This window comes from Streptomyces sp. NPDC026246, assembly GCF_055567995.1.
Genome location: NZ_JBVHPJ010000005.1, coordinates 1 through 26,839, shown reverse-complemented (window position 1 = coordinate 26,839; position 26,839 = coordinate 1). Strand labels below are relative to the sequence as shown.

Genomic DNA, 26,839 nt, shown 5'->3' with positions numbered 1-26,839 from the left:
CCACCGTTCAACTTCCCGTCACGACCACACTGTTGACGCGCGTAGCACTTGGGCTCAGGCTGGGTTCGATGACCGCCACGAGAGCGGTCGTGCGCACCGACGACCGGGAGGTCTGGATGTTCGGACGGATCACACGCCTCGTCACCACGATTGTCATGCTCGCGTCAGGCGTGACGATCGGCGTGGGCGCTACCGCGGGTACCGCATACGCCGACGAGTGCTACACCTGGGGTCGATCCCTCTCCCAGGGCGCCTCCGGCAGCGACGTCACCCAGTTGCAGATCCGGGTGGCGGGGTGGGTGACCTCCGGGGAGCGTCTCTCCTACGACGGCCAGTACGGCGCCCGCACGGCCGCCGCCGTGCGCAAGTTCCAGTCCGCTTACGGCCTTGCCGCCGACGGGGTCGCGGGCCCCGCGACCTTCAGCAAGCTCTACGCGCTGCAGGACGCGGACTGCACGCCGGTCCACTTCTCCTACGCCGAGCTCAACCGCTGCAACGCCGACTGGTCGGGCGGTGCCGTCCCGGCGGCCACCGCCAGGGCCAACGCGCTGAAGACCATGTGGAAACTGGAGGCGATGCGACACGCGCTCGGCGACGTCCCGCTCACCGTCTCCAGCGGCTTTCGTTCCTACGCCTGCAACAACGCCGTCGGCGGGTCGTCCACCAGCCGCCACCTGTACGGCGACGCCGCCGATCTGACCGGCTCGCCGTCCCTCTGCCGCCTCGCCCAGCAGGCCCGCACGCACGGCTTCTCGGAGATCCTCGGTCCGGGCTACCCCGATCACCATGACCACACCCATGTCGCACTCGACCCGTCCCCGTACTGGTCCGCCCCCACCTGCGGCATCTGAACCGCCCGGCGTCGAGGTCGTCACACGGGACCGCGTCCCGTTCTTCGCCGAAGGCGCCGCGGTACCGCAGCCCGTGGCGCCGAGCGGAGCGGCTTCGTCTTCGCCGCGGGGCGGCCGGTTCGCCGACAGGCAGTCGGACGACCGGCACACACAGCAAAGAACAGGAAACGTGGTCGAGGCCGGCGTGGTGGAAAACCGAACCGATGCCGGGATCAGGCTGCGAGGAGCTCCCGCTCGCGGTCCGGCGTGCCGGCCTCGGCCTTCTTGTTCGGCAGCGAGAGCCGGAAGACCTTGCGCCATGCGGAGAACACCTGCTTGGGCAGGGGCCCGGTGACGTACTCCAGCTCGTACTTCTCGAACAGCGCACGCACCTTCACGGCGACCTCGGCGTACCGGTTGCTCGGCAGGTCCGGGAACAGGTGGTGCTCGATCTGGTGGGACAGGTTGCCGGTCATGAAGTGCATGGCCTTGCTGCCGCTGATGTTCGCCGAGCCCATCATCTGGCGCAGGTACCACTGTCCGCGCGTCTCGCCCTTGATCGACCGGCGCTGGAAGACCTGCACACCTTCGGGGAAGTGCCCGCACATGATCACCGAGTGGGACCAGAGGTTGCGGACCACGTTCGCGGTGAACGTGGCGGCGAGCGTGGGGAGGAACGACGGGCCCGACAGCAGCGGGTGGATCACGTAGTCCTTGAGCACCTGCTTGCGGATCTTGCGGCCCACGGCCCTGGCCCGCGCCCGGAACTCCGGATTCCTTCGGCGGTGCTTGCTGAGGTTCGCGCCGAGCTCCAGGTCGTACGCGGCGATGCCGTACTCGAAGAAGCAGGCGTTGATGAAGTTCCACAGGGGCTGGCCGAGGTGGAACGGCTGCCACTTCTGGTCCTCGTCGACGCGCATGATGCCGTAGCCGAGGTCGTTGTCCTTGCCGATCACGTTGGTGTACGTGTGGTGCAGCTCGTTGTGCGAGTGCTTCCACTGGTCGGCCGGCGAGACGTGGTCCCAGTCCCAGGTGGTGGAGTGGATCTTCGGGTCCCGCATCCAGTCCCACTGGCCGTGCAAGATGTTGTGGCCGATCTCCATGTTGTCCATGATCTTCGCCACGGACAGACCGGCGGTGCCGATCAGCCATGCCGGCGGGAAGAAGGAGAACAGCAGCACGCCCCTGCTGGCCAGCTCGAGCTTGCGCTGCGCCGAGATGACCTTGCGGATGTAGGCGGCGTCCTTCTCGCCTCGGCTGGCGATCACCTCGTCGCGGATCGCGTCCAGCTCGCGGCCGAGCTCCTCGATCTGCTCCGCAGTGAGGTGGGCGGTGGGGTCGATTGCGGTCAAGGTGTTCCTACCGTTCGATGTCGCAGGGGCCCGCCGCGGCGGACACGCAGGTCTGGATGAGCACGCCCGGCTCGGCTTCGGTGATCTCGCCGGTGCGCAGGTCGCGGACGGCGCCCGCCTTGAGCGGCGTGACGCAGCCGAAGCAGATGCCCATACGGCACCCGGAGGGCATGAGCACGCCGGCGTCCTCGCCGACGTCCAGCAACGGCGTGGCGCCGTCCGCGTCGACGGTCTTGCCGGTGGTGCTGAACGTGACCTCGCCGCCGTCGCCGGTGACGACGATGCGGGGGCGGAAGCGTTCGGTGTGCAGGCGCTCTTGCACGCCGTGCTCGGCCCAGTGTGCTTCGGCGGCGTCGAGCAGACCCGCGGGCCCGCAGGCCCAGGTCTCGCGCTCGGCCCAGTCGGGTACGAGCTCGTCGAGGCGGGCGATGTCGAGCATGCCGTCCGTGTCGGTGTGCACCTCGGTGAGCCGCAGCTTCCTGCCCGCCACCAGGTCGTGCAGTTCGTTGCGGAAGATCACGTCCTGCGGCCGTAGCGCGCAGTGGACCATGACGACGTCGTCGAGCTCGGTGTCGCGCAGCATGCCCATGACGGGCGTAATGCCGCTGCCGGCCGTCAGGTAGAGCACCTTGGCGGGCTTGAGCCGGGGCAGGACGAAGTCTCCGGTCGGCTGGTCGAGCTGGATCAGTGTGCCCGGCTTCGCACTGCGGACGAGGTGGTTGCTGACCTTGCCGTCCGGGATCGCCTTCACCGTGATCGTGAAGCGGCCGTCCCGACGGCTGGCCGGTGAGGTGAGGGAGTAGGCACGCCACAGGCGCACCCCGTCGACGTCGACCCCGATCCGCACGTACTGACCGGCGGTGTGGCCGCGCCAGCTCCGTCCCGGCCTGATCACGATGGTCGCGGCGTCACGCGTCTCGGGGTGCACGGACTCGATGCGTCCGCGCAGGTCAGCGCCCGCACGCAGCGGGCTGACCAGGTCGAGGTAGTCCGACGGCAGCAGCGGTGTCGTGACCATCTCCAGCAGTTTCCACGCCCTGCTGCGGAGGGCTGTACTCGTCATGACTTCAGCTTGCTGCGCCGCAGCGCGTAAAGTCCTGACCGCAGGACGTGAATCTGGTCGCCTGAATTGTTCGCAGGGAACAAAACGTGAGCCATGCAATCCAGAGGGCCAGCGAACTGGCCTTGGACGAGACGACGGTCACCGCACTTCGGGCCGCGCTGAAGACCACCGCCGACGAGGTCGTCCAAGCGATCATCGACGAGGTCCCTTCCTACGCCAACGCCCTCTCGGGCCACATGGGCGCCACCATCCGCCGGGCCGTCCGCACCGCCCTGGGACACTACCTGGACCTCGCGAGCGGGAAGGCCACAGGAGGCGACGGCGGTGACGCCGCCTACGAGCTGGGCCGCGGGGAGGTCCGCGACGGCCGTTCGATGGACGCCCTGCTCAGCGCCTACCGCGTCGGCGCCCGCGTGGCCTGGCGATGCCTGGCAGAGGGTGCCGTACCGGCAGGTCTGCCGGCCGCCGAGGTGGCCAAGTTCGCCGAGCTGACCTTCGCCTACATCGACGAACTCTCCGCCGCGAGCGCCGCGGGCCACGCCGACGAACTGGCCGCTCAGGGCAGGGCTCACGAGCGCCAGCTGGAACACCTGGCCCGCGACCTCCTCGCCGGCGCGAGCCCGGACGTGCTGCTGGCCTCCGCTCAACGGGCCGGGTGGCAGCCTCCGGTGTCGCTCACGGCGGTCCTGCTGCCGGCCGCCCAGGCCCGGCCGGCGTACCGCACGCTCGACCCGACCACCCTCGTCCTCGACGATCTGCCGGACGCCACCGGTGTGCTGCTCGTCCCCGACGCCGACCGGTCCCTCCTCTTGCGGCGGCTGACCGACCGCACCGCCGTGGTCGGCCCGTCCCGGCCGTGGACGCTGGCGTCCGCCTCCTACGCGCGAGCCCTGCGTGCGCGCTCTCTCTCCTCCGACATCCGCGACACCGAGGACCACTTGCCCGAGCTGGTCCTGAGCGCCGACCCGGACGCGTTCGCCGACCTGCGCGCGCGAGCCCTCGCACCGTTGCTGGCCTTGCCCGTCGCAAGGGCACGGCGGCTGGAGGAGACGTTGCGGGCGTGGCTGCTGCACCAGGGCAGGCGGGACGAGGTGGCGGCGGAGTTGTTCGTCCACCCTCAGACAGTGCGATATCGGATGTCGCAACTGCGGGAGCTGTTCCCGGACCTCACGTCGCCGCACCGGGTCCTCGAACTGACGCTGGCGGTCGGCCTCGGGGTCGGCTGACGGGTGCGTGGAGCGGGGGTCGGTCCCGTCAGGACGCCGTGCACGGCTGGCTCGCCGGCCGAAGAGTGAGACGCTACCAGGCGCCAATCCGTTCGACCCACCCCTTTCCCGTCCGGAGACTGAGTGGCGATGAAACCCACGTAGGTACCTGGAGGAGTCCCCCATGTCGACGCTGCGCGTCACAGCCGAAGTGTTGACCGTGCATGAGCACCCGAACGCCGATGCGCTCGAGCTGGCCCAGGTGGGTCTGTACCGGGCCGTCGTCGCGAAGGGCGCGTATCGCACGGGTGAGGCGGCGGTGTACATCCCCGAGCAGTCGGTGCTGCCGTCCGAGCTGATCGAGGAGCTGGGGCTGACCGGGCGGCTCGCGGGCGGCAACGCGGACCGGGTCAAGGCGGTGCGGCTGCGGGGTGAGCTGTCGCAGGGCATCGTGTGCCGCCCCAAGGCGCTCGCGGGGTTCGACCTGGCCCGGGCGGCGCTGGAGGGGACCGACTTCGCCACGCTGCTCGGCATCACCAAGTGGGTGCCGCCGGTGCCGCCAGTGATGAACGGCGACGTGGAGGCCGCGTCGGAGCTGCTGCCGTGGGTCGACATCGAGAACATCCAGCGGTTCCCCGGGATCTTCACGCCGGGCGAGGACGTGGTCCTGACGGAGAAGCTGCACGGGTCGGCGTGCCTGCTGACGTATGTCGCGGGCGAGGGACGGGTGTACGTCTCGTCGAAGGGCTTCGGCGCGAAGTCGCTGGCGCTGAAGGAGGATCCGCGCAATCTGTACTGGCGGGCGGTGCGCGGGCACGGTGTCGCCGAGGCCGCGGCGCGGCTCGCCGAGCGCTTGGGGGCACGGCGGGTGGGGATCTTCGGTGAGGTGTACGGGGCGGGCGTGCAGGACCTGACGTACGGCGCGGACGGGCGCCGCGACACGCTCGGGTACGCCGTCTTCGACGTCTCCGCGGAGATCGACGGGCAGGTGCGGTGGCTGGACGCGGCCGAACTGCTGCAGGGACGCCTGCCGTTGGTGCCGCGACTGTTCCAGGGGCCGTACGACATCGAGCGCGTGCTGGAGGTCGCCGTCGGCCGGGAAACGGTGTCGGGGCGGGGGTTGCACCTGCGGGAGGGCGTGGTGATACGGCCTTGCGCAGAGCGGTACAGCCCGGTGACCGGGGGTCGGGCGATCGCCAAGGCGGTGAGTCCGGCGTATCTCACACGGAAGGGCGGCACGGAGTACGAGTGAGGCTGCGAGGAGTGGGTCGGGGGCGGGTCGCACGGGCCCGCGCCTGGTCAGGCACTCCGACAGGCGTGCCGTCCGTGTGATCGAGACGGGGAGACGCGGTCGCAGCCGGCCGCTCGGCGAAACTTCTGATCCCCCACCGCGCCGGCATGGCGGTGAGGGCGCACAGCGCCTGCTGTACGAACGGGCCGTCCCCGTCGGCACCGCGGTTCGTGGGGTTCGTGGGGTTCGTGGGGTTCGTGGGGTTCGTGGGGTCCGTCCACGCGTTAGATTTTCGCCCTTTGGCGGGAGCAATAGCGGTATGGACAGCTCTAGCCCGCCCGGAGTTCTCTCGCGGCGTTTTCCTCCGGAGACGCGCAGTGTGCCGCTGGCTCGGCGGTTCGTGCGGTCGGCGCTGCCCGGTGCCCCGCCGGAGGTGGTGGACACCGCCGAGCTTCTGGCCAGTGAGCTGGTGACCAACGCGGTGCTGCACGCGCGTACCGAGGTGGAGGTGCGGGTCTGGTCCCACGAGGGACACGTGCGCGTGCGAGTCGGCGACAACCGGCCGGACTGCCCGCTCGTGCCGCGGGAGTCCAGGCCGTACGCCGGTGCCGGACGGGGTCTTGCCGTGGTCGAGGAGCTGGCTTCCAGCCACGGAGCCCACGTCGGGGAGGACCGCAAGACGGTCTGGTTCGAGCTGTGGTCCGAGGCTCCCGCGCCGCCGACGTCCGGGTGGGAGTCTGTGCCGACGCACGGGCGGACCGCGACCGTGACACTGATCGACATGTCCTCCATCCTGTTCCGCGCGGCGCAGCAGCACACTGCCGAGATGCTGCGCGAGCTGACGCTGACCACCTGCGACGAGCAACGCGCCGGGGTGTCGAGTGCCGACCTGCTGGTCGCCGAGGACGTGGCCGACGTGATCGACGCGTCCATGACGTTCGCACTCCAGGAGACGGTCACCGGCGGCGCGACCGTGACCCTGGACATCGCGTTCCCGTCGGACGCCGCGCCGGCCGTGGACACGTTGCGGCACGTGCTCGCGAACGGCGACGCGGCGGCGCAGCTGGGGTCCCTGCTCACCCTCCCGGCTCAACCCCACGTGCGGACCCACTACCAGTGGGTGCTCGACCAACTGGTCACCCAACTCTCCGGAGGTCCGCCCACGGCGTGGACGCTGCTGCCCGGCGTGCCGGACGCGACCTCCGCCGAAATGGCGCCCTGGGACGCCGGCGACGTGGAGGCCAGCAGCGTCCCGACCGCCGCGGCCGATGACGACGGCCGGATCATCGCGGTCAACGCCGCACTGGCCGACCTGCTGGGATGGCAGGCCGACGAGCTCATCGGCCGGCCCTTGACGGTGCTGATCCCCGAGCATCTGCGCGAGCGCCATCAGGCCGGCTTCACCTCGCTACGGCTGACCGGCCGGTCCCGCATCATGGGCCGGTCCATCCCACTGCCGGCGTTGCACCACGACGGCAGCCTGGTCCCTGTGCGTCTGCACGTCCAGAGTCAGGAGGCAGTGGACGGCCGCACGGTGCGGGTCGGCCAGTTCATGCCGAGGGCGACAGCTCCCGGCGAGGACCGGCCGGCGTCACGTCCCCATCCGGGGCCCTCGGTGCGGTTGCCCACCGGGGCGGCGGGAGCGCCCCGAGCCGGCGCTGAGGGGGCGGCAGGTGCGTGGAAGCGGCTCAGCCTGCTGGCCGACACCACCAGCGCACTGTCGAGCACACTCGACCTGCGGGAGGGGCTGCGCCGTGTGTGCCACGTCCTCACCCAGCAGATGGCCGACTGGTGCGTGGTCGACCTGCTCGACGAGTTCGGGGACGCCGAACGGGTCTGCGTCGTCCACCGCGAGCCCCAGGCACTGAGCGTCGGGGTGGACCTCGGCAGGCTGCCCCCGGTGTCCGAGAACGCGCGAGGACCGCTGGCCCGGGTACTGAACGGTGCGGGACCCCTGCTGATCACCGACATTCCGTCACCGGACCAGGCGCAGAGCGCCCTTGACGCCCGGCAGCTGGAACTGTTCGAGCAGCTGGACGCCGGCAGCACGATCATGGCTCCGCTGCGGGCCCGGCGTGAAGTGCTGGGCGCCCTGATCGTCGTGCGTACCGGCGACGAGGACCCCTTCACCGAGGAGGACGCGCTCCTCGTCGCCGACGTCGTCAAAGGCATGTCGCTGAGTGTCGACAACGCCCGTCTGCATCAGCACACCCGTACCGCGGCCGAGCGCCTTCAGCGTTCCCTGCTGCCCCGCCTCCCGCACATTCCGTCCATGGAGATCACCGCCCGCTATGCCCCCTCCAGCACCACCGCGCAGATCGGCGGCGACTGGTTCGACGCCTTCACCCTGCCCGACGGCGACACGTCCCTGGTCATCGGAGACGTGTCCGGGCACGATCTGAACGCTGCGGTCACGATGAGCCAACTGCGCAACATGCTCCGTGGCATCGCTGTCGACTGCCAGGACCGGCCCGCGGAGGTGCTGCGCCGCCTCGACCTCGCCACCCTCACCCTCTACCCGCACTCCACCGCGACCTGCGCGTACGCCGTGGTCAAGGGCCCCCGCAACGGCCCGTGGGAGGTGCACCACTCCTCTGCCGGACACCTCCCCCCGCTGCTGACCTGCCCCAACGGCGACACCCGCTACCTCGACACGGCGTCCGGTGTGCTCATCGGTGTGGACAGCACCCTTCCCAGGCCCACCGCCCGCGATCCGTTGCCGGCCCGTTCCACCCTGCTCATGTTCACCGACGGCTTGATCGAACGCCCGGGAGAATCCCTCAGCGACGCCATGGCCCGGCTGCGCCGGCACACCGCCGCCCTCGCACAGGCCCCCCTCGACGTCTTCTGCGACGAGCTGATCCTCGGCCTCGGCGCGGGGAGCACCGACGACATCGCTCTCCTCGCCCTGCGCCCCACCCCACACTGACCCCGCCCGGCGCACGCTCCCGGGTCGTCCTGCCGGCCGAGTGGTGCTGAAGGACGCCGAACGGGACATACGTCAGGGAGCGGTGCGCACGAACGGCGCCCATGACAGGAGGGACGAGGTTGGCGATGCGTGCATTGACCGTGCGGCCCGGAGAGAAGGGGTCCCTCGAGGTGCGGGATGTGCCCGATCCCGTTCCGGCAGCCGATGAGCTGCTGGTGCAGGGCCTGGCCGTGGGAGTGTGCGGAACGGACAAGGAGATCGTCCAGGGCGAGTACGGCTGGGCTCCCGCGGAGCGTGAGTGGCTGGTGCTGGGGCACGAATCCCTCGGCAGAGTCCGGCAGGCGCCGCCCGGCAGTGACTTCACGGCCGGCGACCTGGTGGCCGGGGTGGTTCGGCGGCCGGACCCGGAGCCCTGCGGGGCGTGCGCGCGGGGCGAGTTCGACATGTGCCGCAACGGCCGCTACACCGAACGCGGCATCAAGAGCATCGACGGCTTCGGCGCGCAGACGTGGTGCGTGGAGGCCGATTACGCGGTGAAGCTCGCGCCGCATCTGGAGCGCGCAGGTGTGCTCCTGGAGCCGACTTCCGTGGTGGCCAAGGCATGGGAACAGGTCGAGCGTGTCGGTGCCCGCTCGTGGTTCGACCCACGCCGCGTCCTGGTGACGGGCGCGGGGCCCATCGGTCTGCTGGCCGCTCTTCTGGGCGCACAGCGCGGCCTGGAGGTCCATGTGCTCGACCGGGTGACCGAAGGGACCAAGCCCGCCCTGGTACGGGACCTGGGTGCCACGTACCACGCGGGGGACGTCGAGCAGGTCATCACCGGTCTCTGCCCGGATGTCGTCATCGAGGCCACGGGCGCGAACGAGGTGGTCCTCACCTCCCTGACGGGCACCGCGCCCTACGGAGTCGTGTGCCTGACCGGGGTGTCTCCCACGGGCCGCAGGACGACCGTGGACGGTGGTGCCATCAACAGGGAGATCGTCTTGCGGAATGACGCGGTGGTGGGATCGGTCAACGCCAACCTGCGTCACTATCGCCAGGCTGCCGACGCCCTGGCGCAGGCGGACCTGTCATGGCTGGAGCGCATGATCACTCGGCGGGTGCCGCTGGAGCGCGCGATGGAGGCGTTCAGCCCCCGACAGGACGACGTCAAGGTGGTCGTCGAACTCTGATCGATCGGCGGCCACCCCTCGAAGGAAGGACCTCAATGTCCCACCACACCGTTCCCTTGGTTGTCGTCATGGGCGTTTCGGGCTCGGGGAAGACCACAGTGGGCCGACTGCTGGCAGAGCGCCTCGGTGTCGACTGTGCCGAGGGGGACGACTTCCACCCTGCGTCGAACGTGGCGAAGATGCGAGCGGGCCACCCCCTCGACGACACCGACCGCGGGCCCTGGCTGGACAAGATCGCACAGTGGCTGGTCGACCATGCGGACAGCGGCGGAGTGGTGACCTGCTCGGCGCTCAAACGGCGCTACCGTGACCGCCTGGCCTCCGCCGCCCCCCATGTCTTCTTCCTCCACCTCGACGGCTCACCGGAGCTCATCGCCGCACGCATCACCGCCCGGCGGGGCCATTTCATGCCGCCCGAACTGCTCCGTTCGCAAGTGTCCGACCTCGAACCGCTGGGCCAGGAGGAAAGGGGCGCGGCCGTCCCGATCGACGGAACGCCACAGCAGACCGCTGCCCTCGCTCAGGCCGCCGTCCTGTCCTCATGAGCGGCTCACGAACTGACGAGCACCCGCGCATGGGCTTCAGGTAGAGCCGCTGTTCCGGGAGGAGCGGGTCGCCTTGCTGCCGGCCTCGCTCCCCTCGCGCGTGGTCTGCGAGGCTCGTCCCGGGGCGGGCCGAGGCCTCGGGTCAGGGCATCATCTCGTACGCCCCGGACAGTGCCTCGACGCGCTTCCAGACCCGCTCCGAACGGCCGCCGTCGACGACCGGGCGCCGCACCGCCCCGAGCGCCCAGCGCTGCTGCTCCTCGGTGGCGGAGTCCTTGCCGTGCAGCTCGACGGCGTGGGCCGAGAAGTCCCTCACGAGGACGGCGAACAGCTCGTCGAGCACCTCCTCGTGCAGTTCCGACTGGGCTGCCTGCTCCAGGACCAGCTGCCCGTGGACGACGAGCGCGAACAGCTGACCGACCGCGAGAAGCAGGTCGAGGTCACGGCGCTGCTCCTCGTCGGGAGCCATCGTGCGGACGAACTCGCACAGTGCGTCGGCCTGTTCCCGGAACCGGGCGACGTTGGGCAGGTGGGCGTAGGCGTCGAAGGCCGGCCGCCAGTCGTGGAAGCGCACCGAGCCGAGGCCGCGGGCCGGGCCCTGGCGGAAGAGGAAGTCGTCGTCGGCCGCGGCGAGGCGGGCCGGGACCGGCTCGTAGGCGACCGGGTCGAGGAGGTGGTTGCGCATGAACTTCAGGATCAGCGCCAGATTGACGTGGACGGTGCCCTCGAGCTTCGGCAGACCGCGGATCTCGACGGCGGCCTGCGAGAAGTAGGTGTCCTTCTCGAAGCCCTTGGCGGCGATGACGTCCCACATCAGGTCGATGACCTTCTCGCCCTCCGTGGTCACCTTCATCTTCGTCATGGGGTTGAAGAGGAGGTAGCGGCGGTCGTCGGGGCCGGCGGTGCGGAAGTAGTCGACGGCGCGGTCGCTGAACAGCTTCATCCCGACGAGCCGGACGTACGCGTCGGTCAACTCCCGCCGCACGTGCGGGAAGGCGGTGACGGGGCGGCCGTACAGGATGCGGTTCTGCGCGTGGGTGACGGCCTCGTACATCGCGTGCTCGCAGATGCCTATCGAGGCGGTGCACAGGTTGAACTTGCCCACGTTGACGGTGTTGAGGGCGGCGTCGAAGGCGGTGCGGCCGGTGTGCAGGACGTCGTCCGGGGTGACGGGGTAGTCCTCCAGACGGAACTCGCTGACGAACTTCGAGGAGTCGACGACGTTCTTGACCAGCTGGTACGCCGGGTGACGGCTGTCCGCGGCGAAGAAGACGTAACCGTCGGGGCCCTCGATGTCGGTGCGGCGGCCGAAGACCGAGACGAGCCCGGCGGCGTTGCCGTTGCCGATGTAGTACTTGGAGCCGGTGGCCCGGAAACCGCCCGTGCCGTCGGGCTCGAGGAGCATGTCCGTGGAGTAGATGTCGGCGCCGTGCGCCTTCTCGGACAGGCCGAAGGCGAACACCTCGCCCTGGGTGAGAAGTTCGGCGGCGCGGGCGCGAGCGGCGGCGTTGTCGCTCTGCCATACCGGGCCGAGTCCGAGGATCGTGACCTGCCAGGCGTACCAGTAGTCGAGGCCGTAGAAGCCGAGGATCTCGTTGAGGGCGGCGATGCGGGCGGTGTCCCACCGCTTGTCGCCACCGTCCTCCGCCGCGGCGGAGGCGGGGGTGAGGAAGGTCGCGAAGAGGCCCTCCTTGGCGGCGAAGGCGAGGAAGTCACCGAGCCAGGCGCGGGTGCGGTAGTCCTCGATGAGCCGGCGCTTGCCCCGCTCCTCGAACCAGTCGACGGTGGCACGCAGCAGCCTGCGGGTCTCCGGATCGAAGTGCGCGGGGTTGTAGGTGCGCGGGTTGAAGAGCAGCGCGTCGGTCACGTGTGCCGCCTTTCGGCTGGGAGGGGTGAGGGTGGGTCCGGGCGCGAGTCCCGGGGGCCGCTCGGCCGGTCAGCGACCGGCGTCGAAGCGGGCGAGTGTGGCGCGGACGTCGTCGAGCCAGGCGATCATCATGCGTTCGTACGCGATGCCGCCGCGCAGTACGGCGTGCTGGAGTTCCCGCTCGGCGTCGAGCGGACCGTCCGCCGGGGGATCCCCGAAGTCGCGGGACTCGCCCGCGAGGTAGTGAGCGAGACGGTCGGCGTGCGCCTGCAGGTGCCGCTCGACTTCGCTGATCAGGGCGGCCGGATCAGCGAAGGCGGCGCCCCGGATCTTCACCGCCAGGTCGTGGCGCACGCTCTCCGGCTCGGTCGGTTCGCTCAGCCACGCGGAGAGTGCTTCCCGTCCGGGCCGGGCGACGGAGTACTCCTTCTTGTCCGGACGTCCGTACTGCGGGACATCGCGGACGTCGACCCAGCGGTCGCTCTCCATGCGCTTGAGCACGCGGTAGATCTGCTGGTGGGTGGCGGTCCAGAAGTACCCGATGGACCGCTCGAACCGCCGGGCGAGCTCATAGCCGGAGCCCGGCTTCTCCAGCAGGGAAACGAGGATCGCGTGCTCGAGCGCCATGGTGGGATCTTGCTATGCGCCTAGTTGCATAGCAACGCCTGCGCGGTGAGACACGCCTCACCCGGGGCAGATCGCGCGCAGATCATCCCCGACGGCACCGGTGCCCGGGCCAGTACCGGCGCCCCTGCCTCAGCCGACGTCGCCGGGCTCCTCGACCGGCGGCATGAACGCCCGCAGCCACCGCTCCGTCTGGGCGACGTGCGCCTGCGCCGCGCCGGCTGCCGCGACCGGGTCGCGATCGGCGATGGCGGTGGCCAGGACGCGGTGGTCCTCGTCGCTCTTCCTGCGCAGTTCGGGGCCTTCGGGCAGGGTGAAGACCTGGTACTTGCGGGACCGGGAGCGGAAGACCGCGAGGAGCGTGGCCAGAGTCGGGTTGCCGCCCAGGCGAGCGATCTCGGCGTGGAAGCGGTGGTCCAGTTCCGACGCCTCGGTGGGGTCGCTCGTGGCCTCCATGTCCTCGATGAGGGCGAAGAGCGTGTCCACCGTCTCCGGGGTGCAGCGCGCCGCCGCCTGGGCCGCGACGTGCGCCTCGAGGACGCGCCGGATCTCGTAGACCTCCAGCAGGCCCGACAGCGGCAGGAGTTCGAGGGTCAGGGAGAAGCTTCCGATCACGTCCTGGGGCCTCAGCTGCGAGACGTACGTGCCCGAGCCGTGCCGCGGTTCGATGACACCCAGGGCGGCGAGCATCCGCACCGCCTCGCGCAGCGACCCCCGTGAGACGCCCAGTTCCTCGCAGAGATCCCCTTCGGGCGGGATGCGTTCGCCCGGGCCGAGGCGCCCTGTCCCGATCATGTGCCGCAGGCCGTGGAAGGCCTTCTCGACTGCGGACATCCGTTTCCTTCTTCCTCCCCCGGCGAGCCGCGATCAGGCCGCGTCCCTCGGAGAACTGTAGCGAGGCCCGGCGGGCCGTCAGATGTGTCGGGTAGGCATCCCAGGCAAGTCATCTGATGACTTTCACTGTACGACCCTTGTTTCCGCCCGAGAAGGTAGGCAGGATGCCCAGTCATCAGATGTGTCCGGCGGAGGGTGAGCCTCCGCAGGACGGCCCTGCCCAGATGTGGAGTCCTGTGAGTGAGACCGAGGTGACCACCGCACCGCGCCCCCTGCTCCTTGCGGACGGCCGGCCCGCCGACCGGGCCTGGTCGCTCGACCCTGCCCTCAAGCATCTGAACCACGGCTCGTTCGGTGCCGTTCCGCTGGTGGCCCAGGAGCAGCAGGCCCTGTTGCGTGCCGAGATGGAACGCTCACCCGTCGTGTGGTTCCCGGCGCTGCCCCAGCGCCTCGCCGCGACACGGGTCGAGCTCGCCGGCTTCCTGCGGGCCGACGCCGGCGATCTCGCTCTCGTGCCGAACGCCAGCGCGGGCGCGAGCGTCGTCTACTCCGCCCTCAACCTGCCTCCCCGCGCCGAGATCCTCGTCACCGACCACGGCTACGGCGCCGTGACGATGGGCGCCGAGCGGCTGGCCCGCCGCAGCGGCGGCCGGGTCCGCACCGCCCGGGTGCCCCTGGACGCGGACGAGGACCAGGCGTTCGAGGCCGTCACCGCCGAGCTAGGTGACGCCACCGGACTCGTCGTCGTCGACCAGATCACCTCGGCGACCGCACGCCGACTTCCGGTGGAACGCATCGGGGCGGAGGCCCGGCGGCGCGGCATCCCCGTCCTCGTCGACGGCGCACACGCGCCCGGCCTGCTGGAAGAGCCCCTCGCCGGCACCACGTACGACTTCTGGACCGGCAATCTGCACAAGTGGGGCTGCGCCCCGCGCGGCACCGCGGCGCTCATCGCCCGTGGGCCACTGCGCGAGCGCCTCCACCCGCTGATCGACTCGTGGGCCGCGGCCGATCCCTTCCCCGACCGTTTCGACCAGCAGGGCACCGTCGACGCCACCGCCTACCTCGCCGCGCCGGCGTCTCTCGCCTTCATCGAGCGCACCTGGGGGTGGGCGACCACCCGCCGCTACATGGACGACCTGGCCGACTACGGCGCCCGCGTCATCGGCGCGGCGCTCGCCGAACCGTTCGGTGCGGACACCTCGGTCGACGTCGGCATGCCCGTCCCCGGCATGCGTCTGGTGCGCCTGCCGGACGGGCTCGCCGCCGACCGGCTCGAAGCGGACGCCCTGCGGGACCGGGTGGCCCGGGAACTGGGCGTGGAGGCGGCCTTCACCAGCTTCGGCGGCATCGGCTACATGCGCCTGTCCGCGCACGTCTACAACACCGCCGCCGACTACGAGTACTTCGCCGAGGAATGCGTCCCAGTCCTCGGCACGTGGGCACGACAGAGCACAAGGAAGAGGTCAGCACCATGAGAAGAAGGAGGGTAGCCCTCGCGCTCGGCACCGCCGCCGCGACCCTCCTCACCGGCTGTTCCACCCGTGAAGTACCTGGCCAGCGCGGGCCGCTGGCAGCTGGTCTTCACTGACAAGGACGCCACCACCGCCAGGGCCTGCTGGGCGGCCGGTTCGGTGGTTGGGTCCAGCAACGCGATGCCGGTCATGGCTTCGGGTTCCTTTCTGCGGGGCCGCTGTGGGTGCGGCCGAAGTCGGCCCAGGCGGAAGTGCCGGGCTGGACGGAGTGGGCTTCGTCGGCGACGACGAGGTCGGCTGGATGGACGCCGGATTTGCGGTGCTGGACGATGCACATCAGGTCGTCGTCGGCGAACCGGCCGGCGATCGCGGCCAGACCGAGGGAGATGTCGACCTCGGCGCCGCCGACCACATCAGCATGCTCGATGTCGTCGGCATCGCTTGTGTCCACTGTGTGAAGGCCACCGCGCTCGACGGTGTGCGAGCGGGCTTCGCCGTCCGGGTCCTGCTCGACTTCACCGCCGGCGTTGCCGCCGAGACCACCAGCACCGCGATCAGTGAGCTACGCCAAGCCGGTGTGGTGCTGAGCGGCAAGCCAGTCGTCCTCGCCTGAGAGCCGCTGACGCCTTTGCTGCGGGCCGGTCCGCACCAGGCGCACTGCGGGGGACTGGTGGGGCCATCGGTCGCAGAGGACGCCGGCCCTTCGGCAGCTCCATCTGCTGAGGGGCAAGGCCCCCGGTGCGTGCAGGGCCAGTCAGCGCCTGGTCTCAAGCCTTGGTAGGCGCGACGTCGGCACGCTCTACGCCTACTCGCTGCTCCAGCCGGACACTGCCCCCCCCCCGCGTCCGCGCCGCCTTTCCCGTGCTGGGCAGTCCGGCCGGCCTCGCCGCCGAAGCGACCGTGTGCGCCCAGCTCCTCCAGACCGTGGCCCGCGGAGGCAATCTGGTCCTCGAAGGACTGCTTTGGAACTGGGCTGAGGAACTCCGCCGCCGCCGGGCCCGCATGGTCGCCCGGCCATGAGGCCGACCACGCCGGGTGCGACCCCCGAGCACGGCTCGAGTGGCGTGTCCGAAGTGACACAAAAGTCGAACAAGCGATCTAATGCCGGTATGGACGTGACCGACTTCGCCAACGACCTGGTGCAGACGCAAGCCGCCTGGAACGCCACCTACGACGCGCTCGCCGCACCCCGCCCCCGCGACACCACCGCCCTGCGCTGCCACCTGCTGCTCCTGTCCGTACAGCTGTGGTGGCACCCCTACGGGAAGACCGTCCCCTCGGTGCCGGCGGCACGGTCCGAGCTGCGCCATCTCGCCCGCGCCCGCGGAGCCGTCCGGGCCGCGTGACCGGCTGCCCCGGTCGACCAGGAGCACGAGGTTGCGCTGGGGGTTGCGCGACCCGCAGGACCGTCCCTCTGTCCGCGCAGGTCACCGCATCGTTTTGCCGTGGTCGGTTCGCTGACATCCCCGTTGCGGCTGCTCTGCCCATGTCCTTCGGCTGAGATGAAAGAGGAAGGGAGGGGCGGGATGGGCGGCGCGGCCGCGGCCGGGGATCGGGGCGCGCTCAGCCGGTTGCGCGTCGGCGTCACCGCCGCGCCGGGCCATCGTCAGTGCGGCGGTGACGTCAGGCGGGGGACGTCGGCGGGGGAGAGGCCGGGGCGGGGGCGGTGCCAGCGTGCGGGGTGGCCCCACCGGCCGGAGGCGTCGCGGGCGACGTCGACGCCGACTTCCACCGCTAGTTCGGGTTCCACCAGCGTGACGTTCAGCCTTTCCTGGCCGCCCCACCCGGCGGATTCTCTGTCAAGTCCTGCGTGTTGAGGCGAGGAGGTGTTACACAGTGCAGTCAGGATCGTGCAGCTTCAAGATCGGTATGGGTGCCACGGGCAGCGCGTCGAGCGGGTTCGGGAGCGAGGTGTTGGCCGAGATCATTCTTGCGAACTGCATTGTGGTTTAAGGGTGTTGGCAGTGGCTTCGTTGGGTGGGCTATGTTGCAGACATGACTACCGGGACGGCATCGCGCCACACACGGATTGGTGACCCGGTGCCCTTCTGAGCGCCGTGCGGGCCAATGCGGGCCCGCTGTTCGATCGAGGAGCGTGCGCTGCCGCGCGGGCTCCGCCTCCGTCGTGTTGATCACAGGCTCGACACATCAACCACGACAGGAGAATTCATGCCCACCAAGACGCTGCCGATTCCTACCGCGGACGGCCAGGCCGATGCTTTTGCCGCCTTCCCCGTCCACGGCGAGCAGCGCCCAGGGGTGCTGATGTACGCGGACGGCTTCGGCATCCGGCCCGTGCTGCGAGAAATGGCCCGCGAACTGGCCGGGCACGGGTACTACGTGCTCGTCCCCAACGTCTTCTACCGCCACGGCACGGCACCGGTGATTGAACTTCCCGAGCACATCGGAGAAGAGGCCCGGCCCGCAGTCTTCGCTCAGCTGATGCCCCTGATCGAGGCGCACACCGCCGACCGTGTTCTGCGAGACGCTGACGCATACCTCAGGTTCCTCACTGCTCAGCCCGAGGTCAGCGCCGGACCGGTCGCGGTGACCGGCTATTGCATCGGTGGCCTGTTGGCGACACGCACCGCCTCGGCCCACCCAGGCCAGGTGGCGTCCGTCGCCGCATTCCACGGTCCGGTGGGAGTCGACGGCACCGACAGCTTTTCCCAGCTCTCCGCCGAGGTCCACTTCGGCCATGCCGAGAGCGACTTGACGCCCGAGGCTCTCGGCGAGCTCAACAAGGCTCTGGATGCGGCGGGTGTCGGTTACACCTCCGAGATCTATCCCGGCACCGTTCACGGCTTCACCATGTCTGACACCGATGCCTTCAGCCCCGCCGCACTGCAGCGCCACTGGGACCGCCTGCTGCCCCTTCTCGGGCGCACCCTGACCAGGAGCTGAGACGCTCCGGCGCAGAAACCAAGCCTCTGAAGTACACGGCTCCGGAGCCGTGAGGGTGTTTCGAAGCTGGTCTGAGGGCGGGCTTTGCCCGCCCTCACCGTGGGGGCCATCGGTTGATGGCGGCGATGTGCGCTGCCCGAGCCTCAGGCGACGGGTGGTTGGGGCTGAGTGGGCAGGATACGGACGACGGGGGCAGGGGCCGTGGGCTGCTGGCGGAGCTGCCGGTTTTCCAGGGTCAGCTGGTGGACGACGCGGATGAGGGCTTCGCGGTCGGCGCGGAGTTCGGCGATCTCGTCTTTGTCCGCTGCGCGGAGTTCCTTGAGTTTCACGACTTGTTTGCGTAGCTGCGTTTCGGCTTCGGCGGGTTGGGCCTTCTGGCGGACCTCAGATCCGGATGGCGTTGGGTGAGTGCATTGCGGGGGACGTCGGCTTCCTGGGCCAGGGCGACGATGGTCCGGGCTCCGTTGGAGTGCTGCAGGTCGGACGCGGCGTCCGCGTCGAGCATGCGGGAACGGGCCGGGTCGGCGCCGTAGCGGGTGAACACCTCGGTGGGGTCCAAGTCCCGGGTGAAGGTGACGCACATCTGGTCACCCGCCCAGTCGAACGCGTCCGTCGTCATGTTCTGCCTCCTTCTATGTACCGGCGTCCTCTACCGGATCGTGTCTGCTGGGCGCCCGCGCGGCACAACGCGGGGCATCCGGTTCACGGTGCCCGTTCAAGCGGTGAACTCGATGCGGAACGGGTCGTCTGTCTCTGTCGCCTGGGCCGGGTCGACGGCGTGCAGGATGTCGGTACCACGGCGCCGCATGATCTCCTCATTGATTCGGGACGACGATCCCGCATTTCGCGTGCGAGCGCGGATAGCTGAGGACGGCGGGTCGTTCCGTGGGGATGACGCAGCCGGGGCTGCTCGGCGTTACAGCGGATCTCGCCGCCTGTGGGGCTGGACCAGGTCGTACTTGTTGCCGATCGTGCTGGTGCCCGGCGCGTGACGTACATCGCGTAGTTGGTCCGTAGGGAGACGCGGGTCTTTCCCGTGGCGAAGGGGTCGCCCCGGTACTTGGTCTTTCCGGTGACCTCCTGGTCGTACGACAGGGTGGTGGCGTACAAAGCTGCTTGGTCACCGGCGTGCAACTGGTGCCGCAGCCGACCTGCATGCGCAGGGTGAAGCTGTGCACGTCGCCGGTGACGCGGATCAGCTTGGCGGTGATCGTCTCGTTGACGTCGAGGGACTTGTAGGAGGTACTGAGGGTGGAACTGACGGGTATCAGGCCGTTCCCGATCTCCGCGCCCTTCGAGTCGAGGAGCTTGTACGTGACCTCGGCGCCGTCCAGGCACATGCGGCCGGTGCGGCTCCATGTCCCGGTGGCGGGGTTGGTGACCGGCCAGGCGGGGGCCGGAGGTTCGGGGTCGTCGGCGTCGGGTTCGAACTCGGTACCGAGGCCGCCGCCGGCCGGGGCGCCGGCGTTGTCCGCCGCGGCGGCCAGGATCCGGGCGCCCGCGGTGGTTTCGTCGGCGTGAGCGGTCGGGGAACCCGCGGGAGCGACGGTGTTCCGCCGGCCAGAGCGGACGTCGCCCGGTGCGGTGCACCGTGTACCCGCCTCGGCGGTGCCCCTCTTCACGCTCACGCACGCCGTGACGGCCCCGGGCGCCGCCGGGTGCCTACCGGCGTGCAGACGGGTGCGGGACTGCCCGGCGGTGAGTGGTTCGGCTGGCTGGAGCAGGCCAAGACGACCGGGCAGCTGGAGGCGCCGGTCCGGCAGGGGTGTGCGGTGTCGGACGAGGTGTGGGCGTTGCTGGGCGAGGTGGGAGGGAATGTTGCTGAGCTGAGGCGCCGGCTGGCCGCGGCTGGCGGCGGGGATTCGGTTCCGTCGGCGTCGACACTGCACCGGGTGATCCGCCGGGACCGCCGGGCGGGCCGGGCGTTGATGGCCGAGCGGGAGCCTGAGGTGGCCGGGCCGCGTAGGCCCGATCCGCTCAGCGAGCTGGGCTTGAACGTTGTGGCCGGCCAAGGTACAGGCGGGCAGGTTTTTCTGCGGGAGCAGAAGCATCTGGCGCAGGTCCCGGTCCTGGTGCCGGGCGCGCAGGTGGTGCACACGCCTGCTGTTCGGTCGGTGCTGCGGACGGTCGCGCACGCGGCCGCGGTGGGGGCGGTGGTGTGTCTGTACGGCGACGCCGGCCAGGGCAAGACCGTCGCGCTGCAGTATGCCCTGTCCCAGCTGCCGCACCCCGCCCGGGTCCGTCGGGTCCACGTCGGTGTGCACCCGACGGTTCCCGAACTGCGCCGGGTGCTCGCGGACGCCCTCGAGCTGGGCAGGCGTCTGCCGCGCGGGGCGGGGGAGGCCGACCTGACGCTGGTGAACGCGCTCCGACAGCCCCGTGTGCTGGTCCTGGACGAGGCACAGCGCCTTCCGGGGCCGGCGCTGGAGTTTCTGCGCGGGCTGTGGGACCACCCGGACACGGACACGGCCCTCGTGCTGGCGGGCGCGGGAGCGAACGGGCGCTGCGCCGCGTGCCTGCGCCGGCCTCTCGGGTGCTGACCTGGGAGTTGGTGCCGCGCCTCATCCCGCGCGAGGTGGCCACCGTGATGGCTGCCTTCCATCCCCTGTGGGAGGACGTCAGCGAGGACAATGTCGCGTGGGTGGACGAGCATGTGGGACACGGCAGTTTCCGGACCTGGGCGAAGCTCACCTCGCACCTGACCGCCGAGACCTACGGCAAGAGCCGGCCGGTAGTGGACCGCCGGATGCTGGAGCGGGCCTGCGCACGGCTCATGGGGCCGCTGTGACCGGCGCGGCCGGGCCGACAGAGGGCGCTTCCCGCTCCGGCGTGCACGGGGACGGCCCGCACGCGCGGGGAGGTCTGCCTTCTTCCTCCCTGTCGGCGCTGCGCGGCCCTGCCGTGCGCCGGCTGCTCGCCCTGCGGCAGGACCAGAAGCTGACGACCCGGCATGTACGGCTGACGGTACAGTCGTTGGAAGTGACCGAGCGCACGGTGTGGCGGTGGCTTGCCGCTGCCGAGCGTGACGAGTCCGCGGCCGCGGAGCCCGGGACGCGGGCCCAGACCCGGGACCGCTTCTCCGTCACCCCGGAAGTGCGCCGCCTGCTGGCCTTGTGGAAGGGCAACGTCGCGGCGGTGCATCGCGAGCTGATCGCTCGGGCGGCCAGGGGCGAGGGGGAGCCGCCTCCGTCGATCCCGACGCTGCACCGGGCGATCCAGCGGGATCTGACGCCGGGGGAGCGGGCGGGGCTCGCGGGTGGGGAGCGGGCGGCGCGCAAGCATGATGTGTTCCTGGCCCGGCCGCGGGGCTGGCGCAATCAGGTGTGGGAGACGGACCACGTCCAGGTGCCGGTGCTGGTCGATGTCGATGGCAAGGCTCGCAGGCCGTGGATCACCTGGTTCACCGACTGCGCCACGAACGCGATCACCGGCGTCGCGGTGACACCGGTGCATCCGTCGAGGGAGTCGGTGCTGGCCGCGCTGCGCTCCGCGGTCCTGCGCGAGGACCCCTACGGTCCGTTCGGTGGTCTGCCCGAGAAGGTGCGGGTGGACCGCGGCAAGGACTTCCTGTCGAGGACGGTGACCGCCGTGTTCGATCTCCTGGACGTGACGGTGGAGGACCTGCCTGCCTACACCCCCCACCTCAAGGGCACCGTGGAAGGCCTGAACCGGGCGGTGGAGAGCATGTTCCTGGCCGCGCTGCCCGGCTAGGCCCGCCAGCCGCGCCCTGGCAAACGCTCCTCTCGTCCGAAGGACGAAGTGCTACTGGGCTTCGAGGACTTCACCACCCAGCTGCTGGCCTGGACGCTCTGGTGGAACACCGATCACCGTCCGGCGCCGTTGCGGGGCAAGACTCCGCTTCAGGCGTGGCAGGACGATCCCACCCCGCTGCGGGACGTGCCGGCCGCGGATCTGTGGACGTTCACCCTGGAGGACGCCGGCACCCGCACCCTGACCACCCGCGGCATCCGCTTCCGCAGACGCGACTACGTGGGGCCGTGGATGACCGGCCAGGCCGGGATCCAGGTCCGTATCCGCTTCATGCCCCACCACGACCACCGCATCGAGGTCTACCACGCCGCCACCGGCCGCTACCTCGGCCCCGCGGACCTAGCCGACCAGGCCACCGAGGAACAGCTCCGCGCCGTCCGAAGGGCACGGGCCGCCCGCAGCCGCCGCCTGAAGAAGGACCTCGAAGCTTCTCAGCGACAGCGCTACGCCGCCGTCACCCAGGCCGAGCCCCCTCGGCAGCTCGGCGCGCTGACCGCCGCGCAGGCGGAGGCCGAACTTGCTCAGAGTACCGACGCCGGATTGTCGCAGCTCGCGCTGCCGGACGTCGTCCCGCCCGCCGCACCCCCTGCCGACTGGCGCACTCCAGCTTCCCTGGCCGCGCTGACCACACCAGCCCGGCCCGCCCCCCGTACCGCCGACCTGCTCCACACAGCACTGGTCGTCCTCGCGGACCAGGCTTACGACGACGCGCAGCGTCTGGGAGACCAGTTCCTGCCAGACGCTGACTCCGCAATGTGGCAGGTCTTCGACCGACTGCCCCCGCTCACCTGGACAGCCGACCACCGTTGGCGACGGCGGATGGCGCGCGCCTTTGACGACCTGGCCGCCGACCTCGCTAAGGGAAACTGGCCCAACCCCACCTGCACTGCGGAGGAGATGGCCCTGCACCTGGCCATCGAGGACGCACCGATCTACCTGGAGGACCGCCCCGCAGAGGACAACCACAGCAGCCTCCCGGAGCACGAGGACGATTACAGCTGGGACAGCTGCTCCGACCTGCTGTTCCAAGACCACGGCGTCCTGATGCTCTTCCACTCCAAGTTCACCGGCATCGAGGACCCAGATCACCCCGCAAACCAGTTCATGGGCGTGGGCGACCTTCGGGAGGCCGCCTGGTTCGACCCGTTCGATGAACCGCAGCACCAGGGACCCTCGACGAGGCTTCCGGCGATAGACCACAGCCCCCTTGCGCGCTGGGTGAGCGGTTTCGCCGTCTGGCGGGGCTGCCGCGAGCGTGGCGGCGGCTTCGGGGGTGGGCCTGGAGGCTCAGACCGGGGAGTTACGCGAAAGGCACGTCTTTCGTACGTCTTCCGTACGCTTCCTGCCTACTGGACTCCTAGGTTCCGGAGGGCCTGCAGCTGGTCGCTGTCCAGCCGGTCCCTCCTGGATTTCGTATTGGAGACCCATACGCCCAGCTTCACGATCACTGGTTCCTCCCCGTCGACGGCGAGCTCCTCGCTGTGGCCGCGTGGTACGGGCCGGTCCACGCCTTCCCGCTCGACCCACTGCGCGAGGGCCGCCAGGCCCCGCTGGAACGCCTGCTGCGCCTTGCTCGGCCCCTTCGCCCCGCGACTGGCCGCCGGGGCCGGAGCTAGGGCGGCCCGCTCGGCAGGCGTCACGCCGAGCTTGGCCAGTCGCTGCTGCTGTTCGGGGAGGAGCTGTGTCCAGGTGCCTGGGTTCTTCTGCCGCTGGAGCCACCGGCCGATGTCATCGCCGTCGAAGGTGACGCCGGGTGCGATGTCGGGCAGGTGGCCGTCGGCGTCGACGAGCTCTGCGAGCACCCGGCAGTGGCGTTGCCAGTCCAGGGGCCAGGGGCAGTTCCAGTCCGGGTCGATCGCGGCGAGCTGCTTCGCGCGCTTCTCCGCCCGGTCCGGGTTCTTCCCGAGGCCGCCCTTGCGGCGGAGGTTGGCCATGTGCTGCCCGACGGGCACCATCGCCTCGCCCTCGCCCCACACCGCGTCCTGACGCGGAGCGAGGTGCCCGGTGGCCCGGTGGTACGACCGCAGCGTGGCGAGCTTGACCTCCCACGCCTCCTCACCCGGTTCCCAGACCATCCCGGCCTCCGGCGCGTCCAGGAGGACCTTGCGCCGGTCCTCCAGCTCGCCGGCCCGCAGCGCCTTGCGCTGCTGGTGGACCCACCGCCCGAGGGGGAAGTCCTTGGTGACGCCGACCTCGGTCTCGACGTCGTACGGGACGGCGTAGAGGCCGGTGATCTCGTTCTCCTTCCGCCAGCGGAGCAGGGCCTGGTAGCCCTCCAGCCACACCAGGGACTCCGGCCGGTACACCCTGGTGCGCAGGAACGCCGCGATCGTGGCTGCGTCGCGCGGGCTGGAAAAGTGCAGCAGGGCCGCTTCGGCGGCGGTCTCAGTGTCGTCGTCCTCCTGGTGCTGACCGTCGCTCTCGCCGCCAGCCCCGACGATCCGCCCCTGTTCGTCGCGCTGGAGGTGGAGCTTGCGCTTGCCGTGGGTGAGGGCGCGGGAGGCGAGCTGCTCGACCAGGCGCTCGTCATGCGAGCGCAGGCCCTGGAGGACCGCTACGAGCGGCTTGAAGCTCGTGGAGGCGACCATGTCGGTCGGGTCCTCGCCGGGCTCCAGGAACACCGGCACGATGATCCTGGCGACCTTCGTGCTGCCGTCTTTGTTGAGCCTGAGCGCGCGGCCGATGTTCTGCACGATCTCCACCTGCGAGCCGCGGGTGTCGGCGAAGCAGATCGCTTCCACGCCCCGCTCGCCGGTGATGTCTACGCCCTCCCCGAGCACCCGGCAGCTGGCGAGGAACGCGCGGTAGACCCGGCGCCCGGCTGCGTCAATCCCGTTGGCGAACTGCCTCAGCACTTCGCGTCGCTCGGTGACGAGGTGGTCGCCGCACAGCCACGCCGACCACACCCGGTCCGGGAGTACGTGGCGGCCGGCGTCCAGCTCGTAGAACTGCGCATCGATGGAGGACCTCGCCAGCCTGTCGGCGGCGGCCAAGTCCTCAGCGGAGACCTCGGCTGCGTAGAGCGCGGCAGCGGTCTCCGGCAGTTTCTCGGCGAACGCGGCGGCTTCTTCGACCTTCTGGTGGAAGGTCATGACCGTACGGAGGTTGTAGGCGGCGGCGTGTTCCAGGAGCGCGGTCTGCAGGAGCGCCAGGCGCCGGCCGCGCCGCGCCTCTTCGGACTCCCCGAGGACGGGGGAGGGGTCGCGGATCTCGAGGACGTCGATTTCGAACCCGGCGAGGATCTTCCGCTCGATCGCCTCCGACAGGCCCAGCTCGGCGATCCACGCGCCGTAGGTCCCGTTCGGATCGTCGGCCATGGTCGCGAGCTCCACCTCCTGGCCGCCGGAGCCCTTCTGGGGCCGGGGCGCGGCGAGGATGCGCGGGGTCGCGGTGAGGTAGAGCCGGTAGTCCGCCGGGATCCGCTGGTTGTCGTGGATCGCCGCCCACGGACGACCAAGATCTCCGGCGGTTGCGTGGGCCTCGTCCACGATCGCGAGGTCGAAGCCGGCCATGCGCTGGCCGTAGAGCCGCTGCCCGCCTGCCAGAGCGGCCTCCAGCGGTCCGCGGACCTTGCGCTGGCCTTCGGGTGCGTCGATGTCCTCGCGGTCCACCAGGGAGGCGTAGGTGGCGAACACGACCACGGGCCCGGACCCGGCCCACAGGGCGAGCTGGATCGGGTTGGTCGTGGTCCGCACCCCCAGCTCCTTCAGCACCGGGTCGTTCTCCAGCGAGCACACCGCGACCATCAACGCCCGGTGGCCCACCAGGCGCCACGCCTGGGCGGTCTGCACGAGCAGGTCCAGGGTGGGCACGGTCACGAGGATCCGGCCGTCTGCGAACGACTCCAGCGCGCACGCGGCAGCTGTGATGGTTTTGCCCGAGCCTGTCGCGGACACGATCGTCCCCCGGGCACCCTGCGCGGGCACATCTGATCTTGCAGGAAATCCTACCCACCTGCGAAATGCCGATCGCTGATGCACCTGGTGTTCCCGAAGCTCAATACCCAGCATTTCCATGGCCCCCCTCGCCGCCTTCTTGCAGGCTCACTTCACAAAATTTCACAGGGACAGCGTGAAAGGCGGCACGAAAACCGTACCGTCCTCGTTCACGACTATTCGCTCAGCAAGCTGCGCCAACACCTCAGAGGAGCGCAGCCCCGAACGGTCGGCCACCATGCGCACCAGCCGGCCGGACGCCGCGGACAACCACACCTCCACCCGCAACTCATCCACCTCCCCACCCCTCCATCCCACCGAAGAAGCCTGACCAGCAGACCGCTCCTCACGCTCACGAGCCCACACCGAACCCTGAGCATCCAGCCCCGGCTCGTACACACTCCAACCGGTCGCCACCATCAAGTCCCTGACACGCCGCCACTCCGCGTGCTGACCAACCACATGACAGCCAGCCGCTCCCTGTCCGCATCGAAGGCGTAGAAGGAACCGTTCCCCCTCAAACGCTCAGCAGCTTCCCGCTCACAGACAGCGGCCTCCGCAACCTTATTCGAAACAGCGGGCAACATCACCCATCCGCTTGACGCCGGACCTGATCCCGCGCCACATCCTGAGTACTCCACATTGCGCCTAAAGCCGTTCCCGGAAGCGTGAGCATCCGAGCCCGCATCGAGCGGCTGAGGATGTCACCTGTTTCCGCCAACACTACATGTGCATCACCTCAAGAAGGGAGCAAGAACGACTACCTTGACATCACACATCAGCAAGCAACCCGCCTTTGCAGGCAGCCCGGCCCGCGACAGCGGGTCTCAAGGTCCTGAAGGCGCAGCCGGAAGGACCGCCAGGCGGGAGAGCGCAGCGCTCCCGCAGGCAGGCTGGAGCGCAGCGGAAGCCTGACAGCGGGACAAAGTCCCGCCGGTCCGGGAGCGCAGCGGACGGACCGTCACCGGGCCTGCGCAGCAGGCCCGGTGTGCGGGTGGCGCAGGCACCCGCCAGCGCTCACGCGGAGCGGGAGCGCAACCCCCGCGCGCAGCGCGGGGGTTCGCTTGCACATCGCGCAGCGATGTGGTACCCGCTCCGCGGG

At 70.2% G+C, this 26,839-nt stretch carries 21 protein-coding genes and 2 pseudogenes; 13 read left to right on the top strand and 10 right to left on the bottom strand.

The window, feature by feature from the left end; all coding sequences use genetic code 11:
• Window positions 1-116 precede the first annotated feature (116 nt).
• The gene (locus ACZ4M5_RS14735; protein ID WP_467737348.1) at window positions 117-851 is read left to right on the top strand and encodes a D-Ala-D-Ala carboxypeptidase family metallohydrolase; all 735 of its coding nucleotides are present in this window, start codon (window positions 117-119) and stop codon (window positions 849-851) included.
• A 212-nt stretch (window positions 852-1,063) separates the two neighbouring features.
• Here the strand turns inward: ACZ4M5_RS14735 and ACZ4M5_RS14730 are convergent, their stop codons facing one another.
• Together ACZ4M5_RS14730 and ACZ4M5_RS14725 are read right to left on the bottom strand one after the other, a co-directional pair.
• Window positions 1,064-2,182, bottom strand: a complete 1,119-nt coding sequence (locus tag ACZ4M5_RS14730; protein WP_467736637.1) for a fatty acid desaturase family protein — start codon at window positions 2,180-2,182, stop codon at window positions 1,064-1,066.
• Window positions 2,183-2,189: 7 nt separating this feature from the next.
• A complete protein-coding gene (locus ACZ4M5_RS14725) occupies window positions 2,190-3,200 on the bottom strand; it encodes a ferredoxin reductase (RefSeq protein WP_467737346.1) in 1,011 nt (336 codons plus the stop codon).
• A gap of 131 nt (window positions 3,201-3,331) precedes the next feature.
• Here ACZ4M5_RS14725 and ACZ4M5_RS14720 point away from each other — a divergent pair, with 131 nt between their 5' ends.
• The 5 genes from ACZ4M5_RS14720 (at window position 3,332) to ACZ4M5_RS14700 (ending at window position 10,327) form a co-directional block, all read left to right on the top strand.
• Complete coding sequence (locus tag ACZ4M5_RS14720) at window positions 3,332-4,471, top strand: PucR family transcriptional regulator (protein WP_467736635.1); 1,140 nt, start codon at window positions 3,332-3,334, stop codon at window positions 4,469-4,471.
• A gap of 163 nt (window positions 4,472-4,634) precedes the next feature.
• Window positions 4,635-5,702 carry an RNA ligase (ATP) gene (locus ACZ4M5_RS14715; protein WP_467736633.1) on the top strand — a complete coding sequence of 356 codons (1,068 nt, stop codon included), beginning with the start codon at window positions 4,635-4,637 and terminating at the stop codon, window positions 5,700-5,702.
• Between the two features lie 298 nt (window positions 5,703-6,000).
• Complete coding sequence (locus ACZ4M5_RS14710; protein ID WP_467736631.1) at window positions 6,001-8,610, top strand: SpoIIE family protein phosphatase; 2,610 nt, start codon at window positions 6,001-6,003, stop codon at window positions 8,608-8,610.
• A gap of 125 nt (window positions 8,611-8,735) precedes the next feature.
• Window positions 8,736-9,782, top strand: coding sequence for a glucose 1-dehydrogenase (locus ACZ4M5_RS14705; RefSeq protein WP_467736629.1), 1,047 nt, complete (start codon window positions 8,736-8,738; stop codon window positions 9,780-9,782).
• Window positions 9,783-9,817: 35 nt separating this feature from the next.
• The gene (locus ACZ4M5_RS14700) at window positions 9,818-10,327 is read left to right on the top strand and encodes a gluconokinase (protein ID WP_467736627.1); all 510 of its coding nucleotides are present in this window, start codon (window positions 9,818-9,820) and stop codon (window positions 10,325-10,327) included.
• Window positions 10,328-10,469: 142 nt separating this feature from the next.
• On the opposite strand, the gene ACZ4M5_RS14695 is transcribed toward ACZ4M5_RS14700, so the two are convergent.
• The 3 genes from ACZ4M5_RS14695 to ACZ4M5_RS14685 form a co-directional block, all read right to left on the bottom strand.
• On the bottom strand, window positions 10,470-12,194 hold the full coding sequence (locus tag ACZ4M5_RS14695) for an acyl-CoA dehydrogenase family protein (RefSeq protein WP_467736625.1): 1,725 nt from the start codon (window positions 12,192-12,194) through the stop codon (window positions 10,470-10,472).
• Between the two features lie 69 nt (window positions 12,195-12,263).
• On the bottom strand, window positions 12,264-12,821 hold the full coding sequence (locus ACZ4M5_RS14690; RefSeq protein WP_467736623.1) for a PadR family transcriptional regulator: 558 nt from the start codon (window positions 12,819-12,821) through the stop codon (window positions 12,264-12,266).
• 129 nt (window positions 12,822-12,950) lie between these two features.
• Window positions 12,951-13,652 carry a FadR/GntR family transcriptional regulator gene (locus tag ACZ4M5_RS14685; protein ID WP_467736621.1) on the bottom strand — a complete coding sequence of 234 codons (702 nt, stop codon included), beginning with the start codon at window positions 13,650-13,652 and terminating at the stop codon, window positions 12,951-12,953.
• Between the two features lie 236 nt (window positions 13,653-13,888).
• On the opposite strand from ACZ4M5_RS14685, the gene ACZ4M5_RS14680 reads away from it, so the two are divergent.
• From ACZ4M5_RS14680 to ACZ4M5_RS14670, 3 genes and pseudogenes are all read left to right on the top strand, one after another.
• On the top strand, window positions 13,889-15,130 hold the full coding sequence (locus ACZ4M5_RS14680) for an aminotransferase class V-fold PLP-dependent enzyme (RefSeq protein WP_467736619.1): 1,242 nt from the start codon (window positions 13,889-13,891) through the stop codon (window positions 15,128-15,130).
• A gap of 412 nt (window positions 15,131-15,542) precedes the next feature.
• Window positions 15,543-15,740, top strand: a pseudogene (locus ACZ4M5_RS14675) (isochorismatase family protein); the annotation flags it as partial.
• Window positions 15,741-16,236: 496 nt separating this feature from the next.
• Window positions 16,237-16,473, top strand: a complete 237-nt coding sequence (locus ACZ4M5_RS14670) for a hypothetical protein (protein WP_467736617.1) — start codon at window positions 16,237-16,239, stop codon at window positions 16,471-16,473.
• 260 nt (window positions 16,474-16,733) lie between these two features.
• On the opposite strand, the gene ACZ4M5_RS14665 is transcribed toward ACZ4M5_RS14670, so the two are convergent.
• Window positions 16,734-16,877, bottom strand: coding sequence for an ATP-dependent DNA ligase (locus ACZ4M5_RS14665; protein ID WP_467736615.1), 144 nt, complete (start codon window positions 16,875-16,877; stop codon window positions 16,734-16,736).
• Window positions 16,878-17,296: 419 nt separating this feature from the next.
• On the opposite strand from ACZ4M5_RS14665, the gene ACZ4M5_RS14660 reads away from it, so the two are divergent.
• Window positions 17,297-18,031 (top strand): dienelactone hydrolase family protein, encoded by a 735-nt coding sequence (locus tag ACZ4M5_RS14660; protein WP_467736613.1) that lies wholly within the window; start codon window positions 17,297-17,299, stop codon window positions 18,029-18,031.
• A 143-nt stretch (window positions 18,032-18,174) separates the two neighbouring features.
• On the opposite strand, the gene ACZ4M5_RS14655 is transcribed toward ACZ4M5_RS14660, so the two are convergent.
• Together ACZ4M5_RS14655 and ACZ4M5_RS14650 are read right to left on the bottom strand one after the other, a co-directional pair.
• The gene (locus tag ACZ4M5_RS14655; protein ID WP_467736611.1) at window positions 18,175-18,360 is read right to left on the bottom strand and encodes a hypothetical protein; all 186 of its coding nucleotides are present in this window, start codon (window positions 18,358-18,360) and stop codon (window positions 18,175-18,177) included.
• Window positions 18,357-18,650, bottom strand: coding sequence for a hypothetical protein (locus tag ACZ4M5_RS14650; RefSeq protein ID WP_467736609.1), 294 nt, complete (start codon window positions 18,648-18,650; stop codon window positions 18,357-18,359). Before ACZ4M5_RS14650 ends, ACZ4M5_RS14655 begins: the two co-directional genes overlap by 4 nt.
• A gap of 1,051 nt (window positions 18,651-19,701) precedes the next feature.
• Here ACZ4M5_RS14650 and ACZ4M5_RS14645 point away from each other — a divergent pair.
• The 3 genes and pseudogenes from ACZ4M5_RS14645 to ACZ4M5_RS14635 form a co-directional block, all read left to right on the top strand.
• Window positions 19,702-20,571 carry an ATP-binding protein gene (locus ACZ4M5_RS14645; protein WP_467736607.1) on the top strand — a complete coding sequence of 290 codons (870 nt, stop codon included), beginning with the start codon at window positions 19,702-19,704 and terminating at the stop codon, window positions 20,569-20,571.
• 47 nt (window positions 20,572-20,618) lie between these two features.
• Window positions 20,619-20,819, top strand: a complete 201-nt coding sequence (locus tag ACZ4M5_RS14640; protein ID WP_467736605.1) for a hypothetical protein — start codon at window positions 20,619-20,621, stop codon at window positions 20,817-20,819.
• A gap of 113 nt (window positions 20,820-20,932) precedes the next feature.
• Window positions 20,933-22,435: pseudogene (locus tag ACZ4M5_RS14635) on the top strand (transposase); the annotation flags it as partial.
• A gap of 713 nt (window positions 22,436-23,148) precedes the next feature.
• Here the strand turns inward: ACZ4M5_RS14635 and ACZ4M5_RS14630 are convergent.
• Window positions 23,149-25,812 (bottom strand): helicase associated domain-containing protein, encoded by a 2,664-nt coding sequence (locus ACZ4M5_RS14630; RefSeq protein ID WP_467736603.1) that lies wholly within the window; start codon window positions 25,810-25,812, stop codon window positions 23,149-23,151.
• A 48-nt stretch (window positions 25,813-25,860) separates the two neighbouring features.
• Window positions 25,861-26,034 carry a hypothetical protein gene (locus ACZ4M5_RS14625; protein WP_467736601.1) on the bottom strand — a complete coding sequence of 58 codons (174 nt, stop codon included), beginning with the start codon at window positions 26,032-26,034 and terminating at the stop codon, window positions 25,861-25,863.
• Between the last annotated feature and the right edge of the window lie 805 nt (window positions 26,035-26,839).